Consider the following 23,347-nt stretch of genomic DNA (forward strand, 5'->3'; position numbering starts at 1 on the left):
AATTAAAGTGTATTTACATTGTTTAAGTCTGCAAATGCTTGCTCTAATCTTGCGTTAAAAGTGATTTCACTTTCTCTCATCCATTTTCTTGGATCGTAGTATTTTTTGTTTGGAGCATCTTCACCTTCAGGGTTACCGATTTGTGATTTTAAATACTCGATATTTTTGATCATATAATCACGGATACCTTCAGTGAAAGCAAATTGTAAATCTGTGTCAATGTTCATTTTTACTACTCCGTATCCAATGGATTCTCTGATTTCTTCTAAAGTAGAACCAGATCCACCGTGGAATACGAAATCAACTGGGTTGTGGCCAGTATTGAATTTTTCTTGAACGTACTCTTGAGAGTTTTTCAAGATTTTTGGTGTTAATTTTACGTTTCCTGGTTTGTATACACCGTGTACGTTTCCAAAAGAAGCGGCAATAGTAAAACGAGGGCTTACTTTAGATAATTCCTCATAAGCATAGGCTACTTCTGAAGGTTGAGTGTATAATTTTGAACTGTCAACATCTGAGTTGTCAACTCCATCTTCTTCTCCACCTGTGATACCTAATTCAATTTCCAAAGTCATTCCCATTTTACTCATACGAGCTAGGTAAGTTTTGCAAATTTCGATGTTTTCTTCGATAGGCTCTTCAGATAAATCAATCATGTGTGAAGAGAAGAGAGGTTTACCAGTAGCTGCAAAATTAGCTTCTGAAGCATCTAATAACCCATCTATCCAAGGTAATAATTTTTTAGCACAGTGGTCAGTATGCAAAATAACAGTTGCTCCGTAAGCCTCTGCTAAAGTGTGGATGTGTTTTGCACCTGCTACAGCACCAGCAATAGCGGCTTTTTCTCCAGCATTTGATAATCCTTTACCTGCGTTAAATTGTGCGCCTCCGTTAGAGAATTGAATGATAACCGGTGCGTTCAATTTTGCAGCAGTTTCCAAAACTCCATTGATAGTATTAGATCCTGTAACATTTACAGCTGGTAATGCAAATCCTTTTTCTTTAGCGTATTTAAATATTTCTTGAACTTGGTCTCCAGTAGCAACTCCTGGTTTGATAGTATGTCCCATAGTACTAATTTTAAATTATTTATTTTATTAAATTGGAATGCAAAATTAAGCATTCTAAATTAGAAAGGATAATTTATTCCAAAATTTAAGACTGATTTTGTGAAATTTAAATCTCTAAACCATCGTTTTCCTTCTATATAGGCTGGATTATAGGTTTTAAATCCTAAATCGAAACGTATGACAAAAAAGTTGAAATCGTATCGAATCCCAATCCCTGTACCCAATGCCATTTCCTTTAAGTCTTTTATGCTGGTAAAAGTGGCCGATGGTGTAGTCACCGCATCTAATACGTTCCAGATATTTCCAGCATCGGCAAAAAATGCTCCTTTGAAATTCCCGGTGATTTTGAAGCGATATTCAGCACTAAGCGCGATTTTCATATTGGCTTCGTTAAAGTCAAGGATAGAGCCGCTACTTCCTGGTCCTAAACTATACGGTTGCCAGGCTCTGTTGTCGTTACTTCCACCTGAAAAATAACTACGAGAAAATGGTACATAATCGGCATTTCCAAATGGAAGGGCTATGCCGAAAAAGCTTCGAAAGGCAAGGATTTTTTCTTTACCCAATTCCCAGTGTTTGATGTAATCCAACTCGAGTTTGGCATATTCAGAGTAGGGCAGGTTGAATATTTCATATTGGCCATTGCTGTTTTTGTTCAAATTGCTTGCTTTTGCTATTAAGGACAGCAACGTTCCAGCAGATTCTATCTTGGTTTTGAATTGGTAAAAATTATTGTCTTGCAAGTCTTTTTTGGTGGATTGCGTAAACGTATAACTCGTGCCTAATATAAAGTCATTTTCGGTCAAACGTAAACGACGCTCTTCTATACTGAGTACCTCTTTGTACTCTTTGTCATTAAACCCGATGGCGGTGTTGAGCCTTAAAACATCTTCCGAAAAACCTGTAGTTCCAGAGTCTATAATCAAGTTGTTGTTACTGTCTACATAGGCCGGATTGGTATTGAAGGTTTGGGCAATTTGATTCAAAGCACGGTAAGAAGAACCGTAAACATTGAAGTAATTGGCGGGGTTCAAATTGCGTACAAATTGAATGTTGAGCAACTCCACACGAGCGCTGTTGTTTTTAACTGGATTCCAATTGTAGGTTAACAAGCCTGTGAAATTTTCTTTATCTAATCCGATATTTCTTTGTTTGTTGAAACCAGATGAAATTTGCGTATACGGAATCATTCTTTTCGGAATCAATTTTTCGGTGCCGATGGGAAAAACAATTCTAGGGAAGTTGAGTTTTAAGTTGACTCCATATTCCGTCACATTAAAAAAAGCATCGTTCGGATTGGCAAAATCTTTCGAAGAGCCAATGTTGCCTCGAATTCCAATTTCTAATGTTTCTGCTCTATTGAATACATTGCGTATGGTTTCGGTTATACTTCCTCCAATACCAAAATCTTGGATGTTGGAATGGGTCAATTCTAAAGTGGTCCCGAAACTGTATTTTTTTCTGGGCGACAGGTAAATTTTGGCAATAAGCGAAGAAGCGGTACTGTCTTTTGGATTGACTTCGTATTGTATACTTGGATAGTTGAAGATTTTTAAATTGTTCAAGGACCTATTGGTAAGCACCGTTTTCTGATCCGCAAAAATTGAGCCTTTGGTAATGAAAATAGCATCGGTAATGGCCCAAGGTTTGTATTTTAATTTGCCATGGCTATATAAAGAAAACCCTTTATAAGTGGTGCTGTCGGTTACGGTTTCGGGCGTATTCTTGTTTGAAAAATCAGTGTAAATTTTTACCTCACTAATTTTGAAAAGTTGAAAAGGAGTAGTGTAGGTGGAGTCTTCTTTCTGATAAGAATAATTTTTGATGAGCAACTTTACATCGGCTTTGTTTTTCTTGTTAATCGTGTCAATGTCAAAACTGACATTATTGGATTGAAATTGAAAAGCACCATTGTTTCTAAATAGGGTAGTTATTCTGTTTTTTTCTTCTTCAAAGTCGATGGTTTTGTACTGTTTGCCCGATTGAATGATGCGGTTTTTTAGGGCAGTGGTGTACAACGAATCCAAACGAGGCGATTCGATATAATGCGAAAGCGAGTCCAAAATATAGGGAGCCGTTTGGTTGACATGATAGCGTATCTTGGCTTTTTTGTGACCCAAAGTGTCAATACTAAATGTAATTTTATTGTTAAAATAACCTTGATTGAAGTAGTAATTGTTGAGTCTGCTTACGGTTTTTTGGGTTTTAAGGGTGTCAATGATCACTGGGGCTTCGCCAAAATTCTTTAAAAATTCATGTAGACCTTTGTAATAAAACGATTGTCCAAGTCGGTCTACCTGTTTTGCAGAGAGCCATTTGGATAGGCGCTCGTATTTACCTGGATGAGTGGTAAATTTTGCACGATAGGTCGAGTCGGGGTTTAAGTTGGCCAAATTATGTAAGGCCAGTTTTAGACGAAATCCACCAAGGGTACTATTTGGATTTTGGTACATTTGTTCAAAGGCAATAGGGTCCTTGATGGATTTGTTATTAACTAGGATTTCATTTTTAGTTAGTAAAAATTTACCATCAGGAACTCTTTTTACAGCATTACAAGCTGTAATTAGTATTGCTATTAGAAGAAATGCAACTACTTTTGTAGAATTCTTTTTCAAGGGGTTTTATTATATTTAATTCAAAAGTACATTTTTTTATGGTTAGTAAAAACCAAATAAAGCTTATATCGAGTTTGCATCAGAAAAAATTTCGATTATTGCATCAATTGTTTATTGCCGAAGGGGTAAAATGCATCCATGAATTAGTGCATTCCCATTTTGAATTGGAGCAAGTATATACCACTTTGGATGATTTTCAATTTCTTCCTGCAAATAAAAGAACCGTAGTTTCGGCTGCGGATCTTAAAAAGATGAGTGCCTTGACAACTGCTAGTTCTTGTTTAGCCGTTTTTAAAATACCTAAAGAAAATCCGATAGTTGAAAAGGGATTGCTTGTGGCTCTTGATACCATTCGTGATCCTGGTAATTTAGGAACCATTTTGAGATTATGCGATTGGTTTGGTGTAGAGCAAGTGTTATGTTCCAAAGAAACAGTCGATGTGTTCAATCCTAAAGTAGTTCAAGCAACCATGGGATCCATTACGAGGGTTAAGGTAGCCTATTTGGATTTGGCAGCCTATTTGCAGTCTACTTCGCTTCCCGTGCTGGGGACTTTTATGGAGGGTGAAGTGATTTATCAAGCTATACTGCCTTCTAATGCTATTGTGGTATTAGGCAATGAAGCCAATGGAATATCAGCACCTATCGAAGCTTTGATAACCCAAAAAATTACCATACCTCGTTTTGGGCAATTGCAACAAACCGAAAGTTTGAATGTGGCCACGGCTACCGCTATAGTGTTGAGCGAATGTAAGCGAAGAGAATTGGATTAATGAAAGGTGAAGTTGATAAAGAACCCTCTACTTTGCATAGAATCAATGTTGCCTGTCCATGGACTGTTGGGGTCTTTGTCTCGTAATAATTCATCATTAAATCCAAAGACACCTCGAATGGAAGGCGAAAAGATGAAATATTCTGTAAAAACATCAATACCTAAACCCAATTCGTAGTTGGGTGTCCAAGATTGCATTCTAAAGCGCCCCTCGGCATTGTCATCTTTTGATTTGGCATTGCTTGATAAATTTAACGACAAGGAACCACCACCAAGTAAATAGGGACGAATGTTGCCTGTGCGTAAGGAGGAGAACTTTAGTAATAGCGGAAAGTGAATGTATGTGCTGTTGACTTCTCTTTTGAGATCGTTGGCTGTGGCAGTACTCGGGAAATAGGAATTGGGATAGTGTAATTCTCTGGTATTGAAATACAAACCTGGTTCAAAGCGTAAATTTATATATTCTTGTAAACGCAAATCAGCTACGAGACCAACATTAAATCCTGTGCTTTTTTTAACTTGTATGTCCGGAACTAGTTCATTGTAATCGATCTTATAGTCGTACATGTTTAATCCTAAGAAAAAACCAAAATAGAGTTTCTGTTTTTGAAAATTCTCTAAATTAATAATGGGATCTTTGCTAAACAACCGTTTGTTGTTTTGTGCGATTGCTGCATGGATGCAAAAAAACAATAGAATTACAATGGTTTTTCTCATAGGGATATAATCAAAAGCCTGTTATTTTTTGGAAGCGTAATAAATGGAAGCTACCCCAAAAGTTTGTGGCATGTCTTTTACATCTATAAACCCCGTTTTTCTCAAGATATTGTTCAATCGTTCTCCATAGGGAAAAACAGCTGATGATTCAGATAAATAGCCATAGGCTGTGTTGTCTTTAGAAAAAAGCTTTCCTATTAGAGGCAAGATATTTTTGCTGTAAAAATGATAGCCTTGCTTGAATGGGGTTTTCTCTGGAACAGAGGTTTCTAAAATAACAAAAGCCCCACCAGGTTTTAAAACTCTTAGGATTTCGGAAAGCCCTTTTTCTAGGTTTTCGAAATTTCGAACACCAAAGGCAACCGTAATCGCATCGAAATGGTTGTCTTCAAAAGGGATGTTTTCAGAATCGCCCAATAGCATTTCGATTCTGTGGGATAAGTTTTTAGTAGCAATTTTTTGCACTCCAACCTCCAACATTCCGGATGAAATATCCAAGCCAATTATTTTTTGTGCTGTTGTTTGTGCCATGAGAATCGCCAAATCGCCGGTACCTGTAGCTATGTCTAAGATGGTGTTGGGTTGTGTTTTGGCCACCAATTCTAGTACTTTCTTTCGCCATTTCACATCAATACCAAATGAAATAACACGATTTAAGTTGTCGTAATTGCCAGAAATGGTGTTGAACATAGTTGCAACTTGTTCTTTCTTGCTCAGGTTTGAATCTTTATAAGGGGTGACTTTTTCTGTCATTGTTTATTTTTTTACAAATATACTATAAACTAAATAATTTTGACCTTCCTTTTTGGGAACACGGTATGATAAAAAAAACATAAACCTAAGACAATAAATAAAATGTAAGTCAAACAAAAAATCACCAAAAGTGGGTATTGCTTAATGTAGAGAAAAGCGTCACTTTTGTCTCGTAATAGAATCATGTATGAAAATAAATTTAATATCTCAACTCAAGTGGTTGTTTGTTGCACTAATAATCTCTTCGGTTTTGGTAGTACAATTTGAAAGCAGTGCATTTTTCATTAATAGTGATAATGGATCAAATTTAACGTTCTTAGGTTTTAACTTGTTTTTAGAAATTTTTATGTTTATTGCCTTTGGTATCTTTGTGGTATTTGGTATCAAAGGCTATTTTGAGTTATACTCAAATAGAATCTCCAATGTTATATTGTCTGTATCAGGAGCTATCTTGTTTATTGGCATGTTGATAATGTTGTATCAAGTGGTATTACCCAATTAAATTTATTTCGAATCTGTTACATTCAAAAAAACATCCTCAAAAGGGATGTTTTTTTATGTAGTTCTTCATTTTGGATAGTATCTAAGATCCGGTAAAACCAGCATGAGGTCATCTCAAGGTTGGCCGTGTTATAGTGCTATTTTACCATAGGTTTCAAAACTATAGTCATAGTTGTGTTTGTCATCTTTGGTATGGTGCTCCGATTGCTGAAGTTTCCAAAGGTTTGTGTCTATACTTGGGAAAAAAGTATCGGCTTCAAATGAATGATGTACTCGAGTAAGATCTAAAGTGTCAGCATAGGGAAGGGCCAAATTGTAAATTTCTCCTCCACCAATTACGAATATGGTTTCGTTTTTAGGGCAAGCAGCTAGGGCTTGCTCGAGTGAATCGACTACGATGCAATTTGCAGGGCAATAGTTTTTTTGTCGGGTGATTATTACATGAGTTCTATTAGGTAAAGGTTTGGGGAAACTTTCAAAAGTTTTCCTACCCATAATGATATGATGGCCTGTAGTAATGGCTTTAAATCTTTTAAAATCATTGGGCAAATGCCATAAGAGCTCGTTGTTTTTTCCTAATGCCCCGTTTTCTGCTACAGCAGCTATAATTGTAATCATGAAGTAGTAATATTGGAATCCTTTTCGATTTGTTGTTGAAGTTGGCTAATTTTTTTTTGTTGTAAGGCTATGAGATGGTCTATTTGGTCTCTTTCCCAGTTTTTATCCATAAAACGGTTGGTAATAAACACATTGATGAAGTGCAAGATAAAAACAAAAGCCCAGCCTGTTATGACCCAAATAACCCAATTATTGGCATTATCAACGCCAAAAAAACGATGGGCAACAAAAAGAAAGAAGCTGGTTAGTCCAAAAACTACAAAATGATAATACAATCGTTTCTTTTGATTGATTCTTTTGCGAGCGTATTCATATTGCTCATGAGTGGCTTGTTCCATACTGTTTTTTTATAGCTAAAGGTAAGATTTATTTTTAAAATCAAAAAATAGTACTTCATAACTCGAAAGTGCAGTGTCTACAAAATGGTAATTCTGTTTTTTTACCCAATAAAAATTTTGCTTTTTTATTTTTTTTGCTTGTATTTCGAGAATTTGGTAAAAGTGAAACTAGATTTTGTGTGTTGCTTTTTTTATTTTTATTTTCGGTTAAAATTTTAAAAATCATTATGTTATGGCTATTAAAAAACAATTTATTAAAACAAAACCAGTTTGTAAGGTGACATTTTCAATTTCAGCAAAAGAAGCTTCTTCGGTGGCTGTTATAGGAGATTTTAATAATTGGAGTAGAGTAGAATTGGCAAAGTTAAAGAATGGTACTTTTAAAGGAGTATTTGAATTACCCAAAGACGCTTCTTATGAATATAAATATGTGATTGATGGAGCTTATATTAATGATCCAGAAGCGGATGGTTTTAAATGGAATGATTTTGCAGGGTCTGAGAATTCAGTAGTAGAATTGTATAATTAAAAAAAAACCGCTTTTGCGGTTTTTTTTATACAGCTACACTACCTTTAATGGTAGGGTGTGGATCGTAATTTTCTAGGGTGAAATCTTCGTAAGTAAAGGCAAAGATGTCTTTTACTTCGGGATTCAATTTCATTTGTGGCAAAGGCCTTGGCGTTCTACTCAATTGCAATTCCACTTGTTCGAAGTGATTATTGTAGATATGTGCATCACCAAAGGTGTGGATAAATTCACCTGGTTTAAGATCGCATACTTGCGCAATCATCATTGTAAGTAGGGCATAGGATGCAATGTTAAAAGGGACCCCTAGGAAGATGTCGGCACTGCGTTGATAGAGTTGACAAGAAAGTTTGCCATCAGCCACATAGAATTGAAAAAAAGCGTGGCAAGGAGGCAAGGCTGCTTTATTGTTGGCTACATTTTCTTCGAACGACTTAGTAGTGTCGGGAAGTACAGAAGGATTCCAAGCCGAAACCAATAGTCTTCTACTGTTGGGGTTGGTTTTTAATTCTTTAATTAAATCTGCAATTTGGTCAATTTCTTCACTGTTCCAATTGCGCCATTGATGTCCGTAAACTGGCCCTAAGTCGCCATTGCGATCTGCCCATGCATCCCAGATTTTTACCCCGTTTTCTTGGAGGTACCCGATATTGGTTTCGCCTTTTAAAAACCAAAGCAATTCATGGATTATGGATTTCACATGGAGTTTTTTGGTAGTTACCAAGGGGAAACCTTCTTCTAAATCAAAACGCATTTGATATCCAAAAACACTTTTGGTACCCGTTCCGGTGCGATCTCCTTTTTGTGTGCCGTTTTCCAAAACGTGCTTAACTAAGTCATGGTATTGTTTCATAGTATGGACCGCTTGTTTTATTGATTTTTATATATTTTTCCTTCTTTCATTACAAAACTAACGTGCTCTAAAGTAGCGATTTGTTGCAATGGGTTTTCGTTAACCGCTATAATATCAGCGAGAAACGAAGGTTTGATCTGTCCTAATTCTTTGTCTATCCCAAGCAATTGTGCATTGGTAAGTGTGGCAGCTTGTATGGTTTCTATAGCGGGCATTCCGGCTTCTACCATATAGCCAAATTCTTTGCCGTTGATTCCGTGTGGAAAAACACCAGCATCGGTTCCAAAGGCAATTTTCACTCCTTTTTTATAGGCCTTGGCAAAAGTATTTTTCAATTGTGGGCCTACTTCACGTGCTTTGGGCACCACAATTTCTGGATAAAAACCAGGAACTTCTGCATTTTTTTCCACTTCTTTTCCGGCGGTTAGGGTAGGTACCAAATACGCGTCGTATTTTTTCATCAAGTCCATAGTGGCTTCACTCATAAAGGTGCCATGTTCTATGGTTTTGATGCCGCCCAAAATAGCTCTTTGCATGCCTTCATCGCCATGCGCATGCGCAGCGGTAAGCATGTTATAATCTTTAGCTGTTGCGGTAATAGCTTTAATTTCTTCTATGGAAAATTGTGGGTTTTTGCCGCTTTTGGCAACGCTCAAAACACCACCAGTAGCGGTAATTTTGATAACATCAGCTCCTTCTTTGTAGCGCTCTCTTACTGCTTTCACCGCTTCTTCCGGCGAATTGATTACGCCATCGTGTGGGCCAGGATCGCCAACTAGTTTTCGGTTACTTCCATTAGTTGGATCGGCATGACCACCTGTTGTGGCAATCGCTTTGCCTGCGGTAAAAATTCTAGGGCCTTTTATTAATCCTTTATTGATGGCATTGCGTAGCGAAACGTTTACTCCCGTTCCACCCAGATCTCTAACGGTAGTAAATCCGGCAAGTAAGGTGATTTCGGCAACATTAACAGCTTGAAAAGCTACATCGGCCTCATTGTCCAAATATTTAGAAACATAGCTTTTCGAGTTCAATTCGCCTTCTATGTGAACATGTAAATCGATCAATCCAGGCAAAACATATTTGTTTTTCAAGTCAATCTCTATGTCGGAGGGATTTGTTTTAGGAACAAAACCTTCTTGAATGCTTGTGATTTTATTTTTAGAAACAACGATGGTGGATTTGGAAATAAATTTCCCTGATGGGGTGTCCAATATCGCGCCACAATGCAGATAATAGTCTTGGCTACAAACAAGTTTTGTCCAAAGCACAAAGAATAAGGCTAGAATAGTTTTGGTATTCATAAAGTAAGTTAAAGGGGTTTGTTCTTGTCCTTGGCGCTTATCGTTTAGAAATTTCGTCTCTAATTTTTGCTGCCTTTTCGTAATCTTCGTTAATTACGGCTTCTTCTAGCATTTCGTTTAATTCTTGTAAGGTATAATGCGCATAAGTGCTGCCAGCTTGGTTGGTTTCTTCGTCTTGGCTAAACGTTTGTGGGTTGGACAAAATACTGTCGATTTCGTCGTTTTCGCTCGGGTTGGGATTGGTTTTTAAATATATTCCAGCTTTGTCCAAGATGTTTTTGTAAGTGAAGATAGGCGCGTTGAAACGCAACGCCAAAGCAATAGCATCCGAGGTTCTGGCATCTATGATTTCTTCTATTTTGTCTCTTTCGCAAATAATGCTTGAGAAAAATACTCCGTCAACGAGTTTGTGAATGATGACTTGTTTTACTACAATATCAAATCGTTCAGCAAAATTTTTGAATAAATCGTGTGTAAGTGGACGAGGGGGTTTAATTTCTTTTTCTAAAGCTATGGCGATAGATTGGGCTTCAAAGGCGCCAATAACTATAGGTAATTTTCGCTCGCCGTCTACTTCGTTCAAAATAAGGGCATAGGCTCCGTTTTGAGTTTGACTATAGGAGATCCCTTTTATGGTTAATTTTACTAAGCTCATCGTTGAATGGAAACAAAACTGTTTTTTATTGTTACTTAAAATCTAAGCTGCAATTTTACTAAAAAAAAGAGCTATCGCATAACAAAGATACAATTATCTTGTTTGGATAGCTCTTAAAAAATTTAAAAGAAAGACTATGTTATTGTTGCGCTTTGAACGTTTTTAATTTCTCAATCAATTGAGGAACAATTTCAAAGGCATCACCTACAACCCCATAATCGGCTACTTTAAAGAAAGGAGCTTCAGGATCACTATTGATAACCACTTTTACTTTAGAAGCATTAACACCTGCAATATGTTGAATCGCTCCAGAAATTCCAACGGCTATATATAGGTTAGTGGCAACGGGTTTTCCTGTTTGTCCTACGTGTTCTCCGTGAGGTCTCCATCCAAGATCGGAAACAGGCTTTGAACATGCTGTTGCAGCACCTAAAACACCCGCTAATTCTTCGATCATTCCCCAGTTTTCTGGACCTTTCATTCCACGTCCTGCTGACACTACAATATCAGCGTCGGCAATTGAAATCTTTCCCGAACTTTTTTCAACTGAAGTTACTTTTACACCAAAATCGTTCGCATCAATTGCGGGTGCAAAATCTTCTTCTGTTAATGAAGTTGGGTTTTCAAAAATACCGTATGAATTTTTAGCAATTCCTAGTACTTTTACTTCAGTGCTGATTTCGGTAGTATTGAAAGCTTTGTTTGAAAAAGCGGTTCTTTTTACTTGAAAAGGTGCTGTACTCACAGGTAATCCCACAACGTTCGAAGCAAAGCCTGCTTCTAAACCTACAGCTACTAATGAAGACAAATAGATACTATCAGTAGTAGATGAAAGAATTACCACTTTTGATCCTTCTTTTTGAGCGGCTTGCTTGATTACATCGGCATAAGCTTTTGCTGAAAAAGTGGCTAATTGCTCATTAGCTACTTTTAAAACTTTGGACACACCGTATTTTGAAAGTTCCGAAACATCCCCAGCGTTGATCGTTACTGCTGTTACAGTTGTATTTAAAGTTTCGGCTACTTTTGATGCATAAGAAGCCAATTCTAAGGCTACTTTTTTAAATTTTCCTTCTGCAGATTCTGCGTATAGTAGTATTGACATAATGATTTTAGATTGCAGATTTTAGATTTTAGATTTTAGAATCTAGAAACTAAAAACTTGATTTATACAGTATTTTAAATAACGATTTCAAAGTATTGATGTAAGATGAACAAGAATTTCACGCTGCATTCTGCAAACTGAAATCTTAAGTCTTACCTCTTAAATCACTTTAGCTTCGTTGTGTAATAAATTGATTAATTCATCCAAATTATCAGCGTTTACTAATTTCACAGCAGATTTTGGAGCAGGTTTGTCAAATTTAACCGCTTTTGTGGTTACTGTAGCTGCTACTGGCTCAAGGATAGTGAGTGCTTTTGTTCTGGCAGTCATAATTCCTCTCATATTAGGGATACGCAAATCTTTCTCTTCTACAATACCTTTTTGAGCACCTACAACCAAAGGCAAAGTCGTACTAACAATTTCTTTTCCGCCATCAATTTCTCTGGCAGCTGTGGCTGTGGTACCTTCGATGTTCAATTGAACACAAGAATTCACAAAATTATACCCCAAGATACCAGCTACCATCCCTGGAACCATTCCGCCATTATAATCTAAAGATTCTTTTCCAGCGATTACCAAATCGTATCCTCCGGTTTTAATCACCTCGGCCAATTGTTTGGCTACATAAAAACCATCGGTAGGCGTGGTATTAATACGAATGGCTTCGTTAGCGCCTATAGCTAAAGCTTTGCGTAATGTAGGTTCGGTATCTGGACCTCCAACATTCACAACAGTTACTGTGGCACCTTGTTGCTCTTGGAACCAAATGGCTCGTGTTAAGCCAAATTCATCATTGGGATTGATAACGTATTGTACGCCATTGGTGTCAAATTCTGAATCACCATTAACGAAATTAATTTTTGAAGTAGTATCAGGAACATGACTGATGCAAACTAATATTTTCATAACATTTTTTTTTGATAAGCTTGACAAATTTAAAATAATAATTCAATAAATTACTATGCATGCATAATAAAAATAAAAAACTATTTCGATTTCGTAGCCTGCCCTTGGTGTATGCCTTTTAAAGTAGAAGTTGATTGGTGTTTTTTTTTAATGGATTAGGTTTGAAATCTGTTATTCGGATTTTAAGAGTAAATCAAATCAATATTTTGAACCTGTATTAAGCGATTGGCCCAGAAAAAATCAGAGAGTATAGCTTGTTGTGCTCCCAAGTTTGTTGAATGGATTATTTTTAAAAGTTGTAAGAAAAAAAGAGCAAACCACAACTGGTATAAACTAATGTCGATTTAGCATAATTTTTTAAAACTATTTTTTTGTTTAAAACTTGTATAAATTAGTTATTTTTGCTGTTCGAAAAAAACATACTATAGTTTAAATAAATATGAGAACGATACAATTTAGAGAGGCGATTTGCGAAGCGATGAGCGAAGAAATGCGTCGCGATGAGTCCATATACTTAATGGGTGAAGAAGTAGCGGAGTACAATGGGGCTTATAAAGCTTCCAAAGGGATGTTGGCGGAGTTTGGCGAAAAACGTGTAATTGATACTCCTATTGCCGAGCTTGGATTTACCGGAATTGCAGTAGGTTCAGCCATGAATGGTTGTCGACCAATTGTAGAATATATGACATTCAACTTTTGTATGGTAGGGATTGATCAAATCATCAACAACGCTGCCAAAATGCGTCAAATGTCTGGAGGTCAATTCAACATTCCAATCGTATTTAGAGGGCCAACGGCTTCAGCAGGTCAGTTGGGAGCGACACACTCTCAGGCTATCGAAAATTGGTTTGCCAATACCCCAGGATTGAAAGTAGTGGTGCCGTCTAATGTATATGATGCTAAAGGTTTGTTGAAATCGGCTATTCGTGACAATGATCCTGTGATTTTCATGGAATCTGAACAAATGTATGGAGACAAAGGTGAAGTGCCAGATGGAGAATATACTATTCCTTTAGGAGTTGCCGATATCAAAAGAGAAGGAACGGATGTAACTATTGTTTCTTTTGGTAAAATTATTAAAGAGGCCTATAAAGCTGCGGAAGATTTAGCCGCTGAAGGTATCTCTTGTGAAATTATCGATTTGAGAACCGTTCGTCCAATGGACAACGAAGCGATTTTAAAATCAGTGAAAAAAACCAATCGTTTGGTGATTTTAGAAGAGGCATGGCCATTTGCTAGTGTTTCTTCAGAGATTACATATATGGTACAAGAACAAGCTTTTGATTTCTTAGACGCTCCAATCCAACGCATCACTACAGCTGATACACCTGCTCCATATTCTCCAGTGCTATTGAAAGAATGGTTGCCAAATGCAGATGATGTGGTTAAAGCAGTAAAAAAAGTAATGTACAAAAAATAAACCCTGCTCAACTCAAAGTGTTATCGCTATTTTAACACTTGTTAGACTGTTTTTGCAGTTATAGAAGTTCGGTTATTACTATATTTGAGGCTTCATCGATACCAATTCGATGAAGCTTTTTTTTGATATGAAAAATTTAATTCAGTTTCTATTTTTGTTCTTGCTCTTAGGTACAACAGCTATGTTGGGGCAAACCAAAGTGAGCGGTATAGTGATGGATAAGTCCAATCAACCTATACCTTATGCTAATATCGTATTTAAAAATTCTAATATCGGTACCGTTTCCAATGAAGATGGCCGTTTTTATATAGAATCCGCAAACGATTATACTACAATAGTAGTTTCATCGGCGGGCTTTTCTGACCGCGAAGTAACATTGGAAAAAGCGGTAAATTACAATTTCAAGGTGGTGTTGAAAGAAATGCAAGAATTGAATGAAGTAGTGGTGTTTACAGGCAAAACCTCTAAGAAAAACAATCCAGCGCTTGATATCCTTCGAAAAATTTGGGAGCGAAAGCGTAAAAATGGATTATATCAGTTCAATCAATACCAAATGGAAAAGTACGAAAAGGTTGAATTTGACATGAATTCCATTGACAGTGCCTTCATGAAAAACAAACTTTTTAAAGGCATGGAGTTTATTTTCAAACAAGTGGATACTTCCAAAGTAACTGGAAAAACCTATTTGCCTATTTTTATCAACGAGGCCATTTATAAGGTGTATGGCGATAATGGATTAAAAAAAGTAAAAGAAATCAATACCGCCAACAAAACCTCTGGATTTAACGGTAATCAACAAATCTTGGCATTCATTAAAGATTTGTATACTACCTATTCTATATATGACAATCATTTGACTTTTTTTGATAAAAGTTTCACTAGCCCGCTATCTCGTACCGGTATTGATGTGTACAATTACGTATTGCGAGACAGTGCTATGGTAGATAATAAATGGTGCTATAACATTGTATTTTATCCGCGCCGTAAAAATGAGTTGACCTTCAAAGGCGATTTCTGGGTGAACGACACCACTTTTGCCATCAAGAAAATCAATATGGCAGTGACCAAAAGTGCCAACATCAACTGGGTAAAAGATATTTATATTGAACAAGAGTTTGAAGTAGTGAGCGATTCGGTTTTTCTGTTAACACGCGACTATTTCATGTCGGATTTTGCTCTAAATAAGAAAGAAAAATCCAAAGGAGTCTATGGGAAACGTACTTCCATATATCGCAATCATGAGTTCAATCTTCCTAAACCAACAGCTTTTTATAAAGATGAGGTGAATTTTATAGACAACGAAGTATACAGCAAGTCGGAAGAATTTTGGAATGACAATCGTTTCGAAAAATTATCCAAAGATGAAAAGGGAATTTATACCATGCTGGATACGCTGCAAACCGTCAAAAAATTCAAGAAAATGTACAATTTGGTTTCCATTTTAGGAAGCGGTTATGTCGAGTTTAAGAATTTTGATTATGGCGATATTTTTTCCACTTTTGGTTATAACGAAGTAGAGAAGCTCCGCTTGCGAATTGGAGGGAGAACCTACTTTGGCCCTAACGATCCTTGGCGAGTACAAGCCTTCACTGCATATGGTTTTGAAGATCAAAAATACAAATATGGTCTATCGGGGAAATGGATGGTCGATAAAAAGAAACGACTCATACTCTCCGGTGGGCATAGGCGCGATGTAGAACAAATTGGGGCCAACCTAACCACGACGAATGATGTGTTAGGAAGAAGTTTTGCTTCCTCCGCTTTGTTTACTACAGGTGCCAACGGAAAATTAACCAACATCAAGCTCAGCAGCTTCTCGATCGAAATGGAGCCCATCAAAAATTGGACCTTCCAAATGGGGATTTCGCATCGTACCTTGGTTTCGGCTTCCCCTACATTCTCGTTAGATTATTATTCCACATTGCCCTCAGCGGCAAATCCGTTGGGCGTAATCAAAAGCGATGTGCGACAATCCGAAGCAAGTGTACAAATCGAATTTACACCCAATAGAAAAACCATCGGTTTCGGGGTGGAGCGCAGTATCGTCGATAGTCCGTATAGTCGTTTGTTTATCAATTATAGTCATGGATTTAAAGGAATTTTAAACAGTGATTTTCAGTATGACAAAATACAGTTGTACTATAAACAACCGTTTGTGATTGGTCCTCTTGGGCGAACCAATTTGATTTTAGAAGCAGGAAAAACGTTTGGCACCATTCCTTTAGGGTTAATGAGTGTGATACCTGGAAACCAGACGTATTTCAGTATTGAAAACACCTTCAATAATCTCAACTTCTATGAATTCATTACGGATCAATACGTAACGATGCAATGGAATCATAATTTCCAAGGCCGACTTTTTGCCCGCATTCCGCTCATTCGGAAACTCAATTGGAGAGAGATTGTGGGGATAAAAGCGGTGTACGGTACCATTTCTGATGCCAATAGAGCCATCAATGCTTCGGGCATTCCTTATATTGCTCCCGAGAAAGTATATTGGGAATACAGTGCTGGTATTGGTAATATTTTTAAAGTATTCCGAATCGATTTTGCGTGGCGTGGCAATTATCTTGACGCTCCCGATGCGCAAAAATTTTCGGTCAAAGGAACTTTTGGGTTTCATTTTTAGGAGCCTTTTCCAGCTGTCCGCTGTATCTCCCGGGCTGAACCCCACCCCGGGAGGATGCCGCTCCCATCTGGGCTAAAAAACATCCGTTATGCAAGAACCATTTGCTATATTACTTTCGCAAGAACCTGTTTTTAAGACTATAGTCGGCAACTACGGTTTACCCACCGTTCCACATCGACCAGAAGGATTCGAAACCTTGGTGCTCTTGATTCTAGAACAACAAGTCTCAATTGATTCAGCCAAGGCTACTTTTTTGAAGCTCAAATCTGCCGTAGCTGCGATGCATCCAGAAGACTTGTTGCAACTATCAGAGGAACACTATCGAACTTTTGGCGTGAGCCGTCAAAAAACCACTTATATCAAAGCCTTAGCAACCGCTATAATTTCCAAAGAATTAGTTTTAGAGGAATTGCGTTCACTATCGGCGGATGAGGTGCGTCAACAATTAATCCAAATCAAAGGGATTGGCCATTGGACTATTGATATTTATTTGATGTTCTCGCTACAAGCCTCGGATGTATTGCCGCTGGGCGATATTGCTGTTGTAAATACTATCAAGGAATTGTTTGATCTACACGAAAAACCTCAAATGGAAATATTAGCCCAAAACTGGGCGCCCCATCGTTCGTTTGCGACCTATTTATTATGGCACCATTACTTGTGTAAACGCAACCGAAAAGTAGTATATAATCCTTAAGCTTGCTAAGTGAGTACTATCTTTTATAAAAATCCTCTCTGTAAAAAGAGAGGATTTAAAGTGTACTAACTTCAATTTTAATTAATATTTACTCAGATATTCTTTTGAATACGAAGTGTTTGTTTTTATGTGTTCAGGAATTGCAGTTTTCCAGTAATCCAGTCCCTTGGTTTTTAGAAAGGCAACCAATTTCATTTTCTCTTGATATTTTTTACTGTTTAATTCAAAAGTCATATCCCTTAGTTCATGTAATACCCAATATTCTCCAGGGTGATATTTAGAGTCTAAAGGAATTTTTTCATAAAAATCTACTTGCTGCTCAAAAATTAAATAATTTACAACATTTATATTATGAGACCTTAAAGCACTACTTAAAGCAGTATCGCCTACTCTGTTTTTGTAATGTGGATCAGCTCCAGCTTGGATTAATATTTTAAAATATTCAAGTTTTCTAAATGCCGCTTCAATCAATGGTGTATTTGGGGGATTTGATTGAGGCTCAATATTTACATCGGCACCTTTTTGAATCATGTATTTTAAAACATCTATAATTTCTGACTCTTTACTCAAACTTAGTGAGCTGATATTTATAATTAAGGGGTGTGTCCTTGGACCATAACTGTTTGGGTTAAGTCCTCTTGCAAGTAATTTTTTTACAGCGAACAAATTAGTAGTCCTCAAGGCAAAATCACCAATAGTTGTCCCATATTTTCTTTCTTGGTAATTGATGTATTCTTGAGGAATTTGATCGATAAGGTGTATAATTTTTTCTTTATTCCTAAACCTTTTCCAGTTGTCTAATTCGTTGGCAACTTCGTACAAAGGGGTACCATAAAATAACGCTGCATCATCACCTCGCAAGATTTTACCCCAAACTTCAAGTTCTCTTTTTTCAGAATATTTAATTTTAGAAGGCTCATCTATCCATTGATTTCTTTGATAGCTTTTGTACAAGGCATAAATCAAAAAAGGTAAAACTATGATCGTAATAATTAGCAGTGTTTTTTTATTTTTCATGGTTCAGTTAGTTATCGATGTTTGTTTAACTAGCTTCTTTTTTCTAATATCAAATTCATTGGTCTCTCAGGTTCCTTACTTTTGCTATTTGTTAATAGCAGATTTCCAATTAAAAATTGAGATGGTTTATTTTGACTTACCTGTAGTTTTAATTCTTTTAAATCGTACTCAATAGGTTTTTCATTATTATAATGATCTTTTCGATATATTTTTGAATTATGAAAAACAAGTGCATCGTGATTAATAGTAGCTGTAAAAAGCGATTTTTTACCACTTATTTCATTCCATTCTCCTGTTATATCTTGGTCTTCTTGATTTATTAAAATAGTAATTGCTGTTGAGCTAATAATGTTTTTTCCACTGTAGTCATATTGTACTAGGATTCCATCATATAAACCACTGATTTCCTCGTTTATTTTATGATTTACTATTTGAAATGATTTCGGTATTTCAATTTTTATGTTTTTCTTGTTAAGATTTTCGACTAAACTTTGGTTTAAGCTAATGTTTTCTGGAGTAGCTTTTTTTAGTTCCTTTTCAGCATCTTCATTGCCCAGCGACGCAGCTTGATTTAGCCACATTTTTCCAGTTTCTTCGTCTACTTGAACACCATAACCATTACGATAACATAATCCAAGCATGTACATTGAAGGAGAATACCTTCTCGTAGTACCATGTATAAATTTACTTACAGCCAACTTATAATCTTGTTTGCAACCTAAACCTTTATAAAGCATATATCCTAAGCCATATATACTCTGTACATCGTTTACTTTTTCACCTTTTAAAAAAATAGTAAAGGCCTTTTCAAGATCCACTTCAGTACCCTGTCCACTCATTGTCATATAGCCTAGTTGTCCCCAAGCACTTGTAAAACCTGAAAGTGCCGCCTTTTCAAAAAACTGAAGCGCTTTTTTAGGATTGTATGATTTGTTTTTTGGATCCTTATAAATTCTGCCAAGAATGAACAAAGCTTCTGGATTACCTTTATTTGCAGCTGTAGTATACCATTTTTCTGCTTCTTTAATGTTTTTAGGAATTCCCCACCCGTTTAAATACATGTTGCCTAAACCTATCATCGCTCTTGTATTTCCTTCAGCTATTAATTTTTTATAAAATGCTAATGCTTTGGTTGGATTGAGAATTGGTGATTTTGGTTCAACATTGTTGACAGATACTTTAGGGGTTATTAACTTTTTCTCGGTTTTTTGGGAATATGAAAAAACACTAAAAAGAATAATAGTAAAGCATACTATATTTTGAATTCTGTTTTTCATTGTAATTAAATATAAAGGACTAGTTTGTGAAAAGTGTAATTTTGGTAGTATAACTACCCAAATATATTCATTTTAAACAGCATGAGAACCGTAAAACAAGAAAAATATGGTTTAAATTTTATTTCGTCAATTTTATGGTTAACAAAAGGCAAGATTCATTATATTGTCTAAACAGAGCTATATAAATGCTACATTGTTTTAAACATGTAAATCCCAAAGAAAGTATGTTTACAATCTCTAATTCAAAAATACCACGTATAGTCTGTTTTATCTTTATTATTTTACTTGTATAAATCATTGGTTTGTCTACTTTTGCAAAAAAATTTAAAAAGATAATAAGAACTCCCATGACGGCAGATAAACTTAAGACTTTCGATGTGTTAATCGAAATCCCTAGAGGAAGTAGAAACAAATACGAATATGATTTTGCTATCAAAAGAATGCGTTTTGATAGAATGTTATTCTCTTCGATGATGTACCCAGCAGATTACGGGTTTATTCCAGAAACTTTAGCCTTAGATGGCGATCCTTTGGATGTTTTGGTTTTGGTAAACGAACCAACTTTTCCAGGCTGTGTAATGGAAGTAAAACCAATCGGGGTGTTTCATATGGCCGATGATAAAGGTCCCGATGAAAAAGTGATTTGTGTACCTGTTTCCGATCCAATTTGGAACAAATTAAATGACTTAAGCGATGTGAATGAGCATTTGTTGAAAGAAATTGAGCACTTTTTCCAAGTATACAAGGATTTGGAACATAAAAAAGTAGATGTAGAAGGTTGGGGTGATGTTACCGAAGCTTATGACATCATCAAAGAGTGTACGCAACGATTTAACGACTTAGAAAACAAACCTGAAGGATTATTTAGTATTAATTTATAATTCTCTTTTGGATTTCACAAAAAAGCAATATTCTGAAAAGGGTATTGCTTTTTTTGCTTATATTCGCTTTCAACAGAGATTTTTTTATTAATACAAATATTATTTTATGAATACATTTATGATTTACATCCCAATAGTTATGGCGCTATTAGGATTGGCCTTTATGGCGGCTAAAAGAGCATGGGTGCTCAAACAAGATGCTGGAGATGGTAAAATGAAAGAAATTTCAGATTATATCTATGAAGGCGCATTAGCTTTTTTAAAAGCCGAATACCGATTGTTAGCCATTTTTGTTTTGATTGCCAGTGTTGTTTTGGCAGGTATTACTTTTTTACCTGGCGTAAAAACACATTTATTAATAGTGATTGCCTTTATATTTGGGGCTATTTTTTCTGCTTTGGCGGGAAATATGGGAATGAAAATCGCTACCAAAACCAATGTAAGAACCACTCAAGCTGCACGTAGTAGTTTGCCACAAGCGTTGAAAGTGTCTTTTGGTGGAGGTACAGTAATGGGATTAGGAGTTGCTGGATTGGCTGTATTAGGTTTGACCGGTTTCTTTATCTTTTTCTACCATACCTTTATGGGGGGTGTTTGGACCGATACCGACGGAATGACGGTTGTACTTGAAACTCTTGCAGGATTTTCATTGGGTGCAGAATCTATCGCATTATTTGCTCGTGTTGGTGGTGGTATTTATACGAAAGCAGCCGATGTAGGAGCCGATTTAGTAGGTAAGGTTGAGGCAGGAATTCCTGAAGATGATCCGCGTAACCCTGCAACTATCGCGGATAACGTAGGAGATAACGTAGGAGATGTAGCCGGAATGGGTGCCGATTTGTTCGGTTCTTATGTAGCCACAGTATTGGCGGCAATGGTTCTTGGAAACTACGTAATTAACGATATGGGTGGAAAAATTGACGATGCTTTTGGTGGTATCGGACCTATTTTGTTGCCAATGGCGATTGCCGGTTTCGGAATTTTGTTTTCTATCATCGGAACTATGTTAGTGAAAATTTCTAGCGATGACGACAAAGAAGCGCAAGTTCAAAAAGCATTGAATATCGGGAACTGGGTGTCTATTGCATTAACGGCAATTTCATGTTACTTCTTAGTGCAATACATGTTGCCTGAAGTTATGAAAATGGAGTATTTTGGAGAAGGTAGTCAAGAGATTTCTTCTATGCGTGTCTTCTATGCTACTTTGATAGGATTATTCGTAGGTGGAGCGATTTCATCTGTAACAGAATACTACACAGGATTAGGTACCAAACCGGTATTGGCAATTGTACAAAAGTCGTCTACAGGAGCAGGAACCAACGTTATTGCTGGTTTAGCAACGGGTATGATTTCTACTTTTCCAACGGTAATTTTATTTGGAGCGGCTATTTGGGCTACGTATGCCTTGGCTGGTTTCTATGGTGTAGCTTTAGCAGCTTCTGCGATGATGGCGACTACTGCTATGCAATTGGCAATTGATGCATTTGGTCCTATCTCAGACAATGCAGGGGGAATTGCCGAAATGAGTGAATTGCCAAAAGAAGTGCGTACTAGAACCGATATTTTGGATTCAGTAGGAAATACAACTGCTGCCACTGGAAAAGGTTTTGCAATTGCTTCTGCGGCATTAACATCTTTAGCTTTGTTTGCGGCTTATGTTACGTTTACAGGAATTGATGGAATCAACATTTTCAAAGCGCCAGTTTTGGCTATGTTGTTCATTGGAGGAATGATTCCAGTAGTGTTCTCTGCCTTGGCTATGAATTCTGTGGGTAAAGCTGCTATGGATATGGTGTACGAAGTACGTCGACAGTTCAAAGAAATTCCTGGAATTATGGAAGGAACTGGAAAACCAGAATACGGGAAATGTGTGGAGATTTCTACTAAAGCTGCTTTGCGCGAAATGATGTTGCCTGGTGTTTTAACTATTGGTTTCCCTATTGCTATTGTGTTATTAGGTAAATTAGTGTATGCCGATAACAATCAGTTGATTGCTGAAATGTTAGGGGGGTATATGGCTGGTGTGACAGTTTCTGGTGTACTTTGGGCAGTGTTCCAAAACAACGCAGGAGGAGCTTGGGATAATGCTAAAAAATCTTTCGAAGCGGGTGTGATGATCAACGGAGAAATGACGTACAAAGGTTCTGATGCTCACAAAGCTGCCGTTACTGGTGATACAGTGGGAGATCCTTTCAAAGATACTTCTGGACCATCTATGAATATTTTGATCAAATTGACTTGTTTGATTGGATTGGTTATTGCTCCGATTTTAGGAAGTGGTCATGGTGATACCGCTGCTGCAGCTGCTTGTTGTAAAAACGGTGCTAAAACCGAAATGATGTGTGAAGCCAAAAAATGTGATCCAGCAAAAATGGCTACAATGACCAAAGACGAATGCGCTGCAATGTGCAAAGAAAATGGTTGTTCAGAAGAATGTACTGCTAAATGTTTGTCAATGTACGATGCCGATGGAAAATTTGTAGGCGAAAAAACACAAACCATCAAATTGACTACGATGAAAGACGTTCGTGTGGAAATGACTAATGATAACGGAAAAACCAAAGCGACAGTAACTACTACAGCTGATGGAACTACAACCACTCAAACTTTCGAAGGAACTGAGGAAGAAGTGAAAGCGAAAATCAAAGCGTTGAAGTAATAGTATCGATGTGTCAAAGTAATTGCTTTGACAC

21 protein-coding genes are annotated in these 23,347 nt (G+C 36.8%); 8 read left to right on the top strand and 13 right to left on the bottom strand.

Annotation, left to right across the window (positions count from 1 at the left end; genetic code table 11):
- Positions 1-2: 2 nt before the first annotated feature.
- Together fbaA and tamL are read right to left on the bottom strand one after the other, a co-directional pair.
- On the bottom strand, positions 3-1,070 hold the full coding sequence (gene fbaA / locus ACZIX2_RS05620) for a class II fructose-bisphosphate aldolase (protein ID WP_463339106.1): 1,068 nt from the start codon (positions 1,068-1,070) through the stop codon (positions 3-5).
- A gap of 59 nt (positions 1,071-1,129) precedes the next feature.
- Complete coding sequence (gene tamL / locus ACZIX2_RS05625; protein ID WP_463339107.1) at positions 1,130-3,685, bottom strand: translocation and assembly module lipoprotein TamL; 2,556 nt, start codon at positions 3,683-3,685, stop codon at positions 1,130-1,132.
- 38 nt (positions 3,686-3,723) lie between these two features.
- On the opposite strand from tamL, the gene ACZIX2_RS05630 reads away from it, so the two are divergent.
- Entirely contained in the window at positions 3,724-4,458 is a 735-nt protein-coding gene (locus tag ACZIX2_RS05630; RefSeq protein ID WP_463339108.1) for a TrmH family RNA methyltransferase, read from the top strand.
- Here the strand turns inward: ACZIX2_RS05630 and porT are convergent.
- Complete coding sequence (gene porT, locus ACZIX2_RS05635) at positions 4,455-5,174, bottom strand: type IX secretion/gliding motility protein PorT/SprT (protein WP_463339109.1); 720 nt, start codon at positions 5,172-5,174, stop codon at positions 4,455-4,457. The two genes, ACZIX2_RS05630 and porT, sit on opposite strands and share 4 nt — an antisense overlap.
- A gap of 21 nt (positions 5,175-5,195) precedes the next feature.
- The gene (ubiE, locus tag ACZIX2_RS05640) at positions 5,196-5,927 is read right to left on the bottom strand and encodes a bifunctional demethylmenaquinone methyltransferase/2-methoxy-6-polyprenyl-1,4-benzoquinol methylase UbiE (protein WP_463339110.1); all 732 of its coding nucleotides are present in this window, start codon (positions 5,925-5,927) and stop codon (positions 5,196-5,198) included.
- A 187-nt stretch (positions 5,928-6,114) separates the two neighbouring features.
- On the opposite strand from ubiE, the gene ACZIX2_RS05645 reads away from it, so the two are divergent.
- Complete coding sequence (locus tag ACZIX2_RS05645; protein ID WP_463339111.1) at positions 6,115-6,429, top strand: hypothetical protein; 315 nt, start codon at positions 6,115-6,117, stop codon at positions 6,427-6,429.
- 128 nt (positions 6,430-6,557) lie between these two features.
- Here the strand turns inward: ACZIX2_RS05645 and ACZIX2_RS05650 are convergent, their stop codons facing one another.
- On the bottom strand, positions 6,558-7,046 hold the full coding sequence (locus ACZIX2_RS05650) for a dihydrofolate reductase (protein ID WP_463339112.1): 489 nt from the start codon (positions 7,044-7,046) through the stop codon (positions 6,558-6,560).
- The gene (locus ACZIX2_RS05655; RefSeq protein WP_463339113.1) at positions 7,043-7,384 is read right to left on the bottom strand and encodes a 2TM domain-containing protein; all 342 of its coding nucleotides are present in this window, start codon (positions 7,382-7,384) and stop codon (positions 7,043-7,045) included. Before ACZIX2_RS05655 ends, ACZIX2_RS05650 begins: the two co-directional genes overlap by 4 nt.
- A gap of 232 nt (positions 7,385-7,616) precedes the next feature.
- Here ACZIX2_RS05655 and ACZIX2_RS05660 point away from each other — a divergent pair, with 232 nt between their 5' ends.
- Complete coding sequence (locus tag ACZIX2_RS05660; RefSeq protein WP_463339114.1) at positions 7,617-7,913, top strand: isoamylase early set domain-containing protein; 297 nt, start codon at positions 7,617-7,619, stop codon at positions 7,911-7,913.
- 25 nt (positions 7,914-7,938) lie between these two features.
- On the opposite strand, the gene ACZIX2_RS05665 is transcribed toward ACZIX2_RS05660, so the two are convergent.
- The 5 genes from ACZIX2_RS05665 to ACZIX2_RS05685 all read right to left on the bottom strand — a co-directional run bounded on the left by ACZIX2_RS05665 (position 7,939) and on the right by ACZIX2_RS05685 (position 12,733).
- Positions 7,939-8,763 (bottom strand): thymidylate synthase, encoded by an 825-nt coding sequence (locus ACZIX2_RS05665; RefSeq protein ID WP_463339115.1) that lies wholly within the window; start codon positions 8,761-8,763, stop codon positions 7,939-7,941.
- Between the two features lie 17 nt (positions 8,764-8,780).
- Positions 8,781-10,067, bottom strand: coding sequence for a metal-dependent hydrolase family protein (locus ACZIX2_RS05670; protein ID WP_463339116.1), 1,287 nt, complete (start codon positions 10,065-10,067; stop codon positions 8,781-8,783).
- 37 nt (positions 10,068-10,104) lie between these two features.
- Positions 10,105-10,722, bottom strand: a complete 618-nt coding sequence (locus ACZIX2_RS05675; protein ID WP_463339117.1) for a bifunctional nuclease family protein — start codon at positions 10,720-10,722, stop codon at positions 10,105-10,107.
- Positions 10,723-10,861: 139 nt separating this feature from the next.
- Positions 10,862-11,827 carry an electron transfer flavoprotein subunit alpha/FixB family protein gene (locus tag ACZIX2_RS05680; protein ID WP_463339118.1) on the bottom strand — a complete coding sequence of 322 codons (966 nt, stop codon included), beginning with the start codon at positions 11,825-11,827 and terminating at the stop codon, positions 10,862-10,864.
- Between the two features lie 159 nt (positions 11,828-11,986).
- Positions 11,987-12,733 carry an electron transfer flavoprotein subunit beta/FixA family protein gene (locus ACZIX2_RS05685; protein WP_463339119.1) on the bottom strand — a complete coding sequence of 249 codons (747 nt, stop codon included), beginning with the start codon at positions 12,731-12,733 and terminating at the stop codon, positions 11,987-11,989.
- A gap of 439 nt (positions 12,734-13,172) precedes the next feature.
- Here ACZIX2_RS05685 and ACZIX2_RS05690 point away from each other — a divergent pair, with 439 nt between their 5' ends.
- The 3 genes from ACZIX2_RS05690 (at position 13,173) to ACZIX2_RS05700 (ending at position 17,479) form a co-directional block, all read left to right on the top strand.
- Entirely contained in the window at positions 13,173-14,153 is a 981-nt protein-coding gene (locus tag ACZIX2_RS05690) for a pyruvate dehydrogenase complex E1 component subunit beta (RefSeq protein WP_463339120.1), read from the top strand.
- 127 nt (positions 14,154-14,280) lie between these two features.
- On the top strand, positions 14,281-16,782 hold the full coding sequence (locus ACZIX2_RS05695) for a DUF5686 and carboxypeptidase-like regulatory domain-containing protein (RefSeq protein WP_463339121.1): 2,502 nt from the start codon (positions 14,281-14,283) through the stop codon (positions 16,780-16,782).
- A gap of 88 nt (positions 16,783-16,870) precedes the next feature.
- Entirely contained in the window at positions 16,871-17,479 is a 609-nt protein-coding gene (locus ACZIX2_RS05700; protein WP_463339122.1) for a DNA-3-methyladenine glycosylase family protein, read from the top strand.
- Positions 17,480-17,560: 81 nt separating this feature from the next.
- Here the strand turns inward: ACZIX2_RS05700 and ACZIX2_RS05705 are convergent, their stop codons facing one another.
- A complete protein-coding gene (locus ACZIX2_RS05705; protein WP_463339123.1) occupies positions 17,561-18,496 on the bottom strand; it encodes an ankyrin repeat domain-containing protein in 936 nt (311 codons plus the stop codon).
- 29 nt (positions 18,497-18,525) lie between these two features.
- Positions 18,526-19,773, bottom strand: coding sequence for a tetratricopeptide repeat protein (locus ACZIX2_RS05710; protein WP_463339124.1), 1,248 nt, complete (start codon positions 19,771-19,773; stop codon positions 18,526-18,528).
- 347 nt (positions 19,774-20,120) lie between these two features.
- Here ACZIX2_RS05710 and ACZIX2_RS05715 point away from each other — a divergent pair, with 347 nt between their 5' ends.
- Positions 20,121-20,654: an inorganic diphosphatase gene (locus ACZIX2_RS05715; RefSeq protein ID WP_463339125.1), complete on the top strand. Its 534-nt coding sequence runs from the start codon at positions 20,121-20,123 to the stop codon at positions 20,652-20,654.
- A gap of 106 nt (positions 20,655-20,760) precedes the next feature.
- Positions 20,761-23,313 (top strand): sodium-translocating pyrophosphatase, encoded by a 2,553-nt coding sequence (locus ACZIX2_RS05720; protein ID WP_463339126.1) that lies wholly within the window; start codon positions 20,761-20,763, stop codon positions 23,311-23,313.
- The last annotated feature ends 34 nt before the right edge of the window (positions 23,314-23,347 follow it).

It is taken from the genome of Flavobacterium riviphilum, from assembly GCF_055231795.1.

Excerpts from the sequence above, each read along its gene's own strand:
- ACZIX2_RS05650 (WP_463339112.1), bottom strand. The coding sequence starts at position 7,046 with ATGATTACAATTATAGCTGCTGTAGCAGAAAACGGGGCATTAGGAAAA.
- ACZIX2_RS05695 (WP_463339121.1), top strand. The coding sequence starts at position 14,281 with ATGAAAAATTTAATTCAGTTTCTATTTTTGTTCTTGCTCTTAGGTACA.
- ACZIX2_RS05660 (WP_463339114.1), top strand. The coding sequence starts at position 7,617 with ATGGCTATTAAAAAACAATTTATTAAAACAAAACCAGTTTGTAAGGTG.
- ubiE (WP_463339110.1), bottom strand. The coding sequence starts at position 5,927 with ATGACAGAAAAAGTCACCCCTTATAAAGATTCAAACCTGAGCAAGAAA.
- ACZIX2_RS05700 (WP_463339122.1), top strand. The coding sequence starts at position 16,871 with ATGCAAGAACCATTTGCTATATTACTTTCGCAAGAACCTGTTTTTAAG.
- ACZIX2_RS05720 (WP_463339126.1), top strand. The coding sequence starts at position 20,761 with ATGAATACATTTATGATTTACATCCCAATAGTTATGGCGCTATTAGGA.
- ACZIX2_RS05705 (WP_463339123.1), bottom strand. The coding sequence starts at position 18,496 with ATGAAAAATAAAAAAACACTGCTAATTATTACGATCATAGTTTTACCT.
- ACZIX2_RS05645 (WP_463339111.1), top strand. The coding sequence starts at position 6,115 with ATGAAAATAAATTTAATATCTCAACTCAAGTGGTTGTTTGTTGCACTA.
- ACZIX2_RS05665 (WP_463339115.1), bottom strand. The coding sequence starts at position 8,763 with ATGAAACAATACCATGACTTAGTTAAGCACGTTTTGGAAAACGGCACA.
- ACZIX2_RS05675 (WP_463339117.1), bottom strand. The coding sequence starts at position 10,722 with ATGAGCTTAGTAAAATTAACCATAAAAGGGATCTCCTATAGTCAAACT.
- fbaA (WP_463339106.1), bottom strand. The coding sequence starts at position 1,070 with ATGGGACATACTATCAAACCAGGAGTTGCTACTGGAGACCAAGTTCAA.
- porT (WP_463339109.1), bottom strand. The coding sequence starts at position 5,174 with ATGAGAAAAACCATTGTAATTCTATTGTTTTTTTGCATCCATGCAGCA.
- ACZIX2_RS05690 (WP_463339120.1), top strand. The coding sequence starts at position 13,173 with ATGAGAACGATACAATTTAGAGAGGCGATTTGCGAAGCGATGAGCGAA.
- ACZIX2_RS05670 (WP_463339116.1), bottom strand. The coding sequence starts at position 10,067 with ATGAATACCAAAACTATTCTAGCCTTATTCTTTGTGCTTTGGACAAAA.
- ACZIX2_RS05680 (WP_463339118.1), bottom strand. The coding sequence starts at position 11,827 with ATGTCAATACTACTATACGCAGAATCTGCAGAAGGAAAATTTAAAAAA.
- ACZIX2_RS05630 (WP_463339108.1), top strand. The coding sequence starts at position 3,724 with ATGGTTAGTAAAAACCAAATAAAGCTTATATCGAGTTTGCATCAGAAA.
- ACZIX2_RS05715 (WP_463339125.1), top strand. The coding sequence starts at position 20,121 with ATGACGGCAGATAAACTTAAGACTTTCGATGTGTTAATCGAAATCCCT.
- ACZIX2_RS05655 (WP_463339113.1), bottom strand. The coding sequence starts at position 7,384 with ATGGAACAAGCCACTCATGAGCAATATGAATACGCTCGCAAAAGAATC.
- ACZIX2_RS05685 (WP_463339119.1), bottom strand. The coding sequence starts at position 12,733 with ATGAAAATATTAGTTTGCATCAGTCATGTTCCTGATACTACTTCAAAA.
- ACZIX2_RS05710 (WP_463339124.1), bottom strand. The coding sequence starts at position 19,773 with ATGAAAAACAGAATTCAAAATATAGTATGCTTTACTATTATTCTTTTT.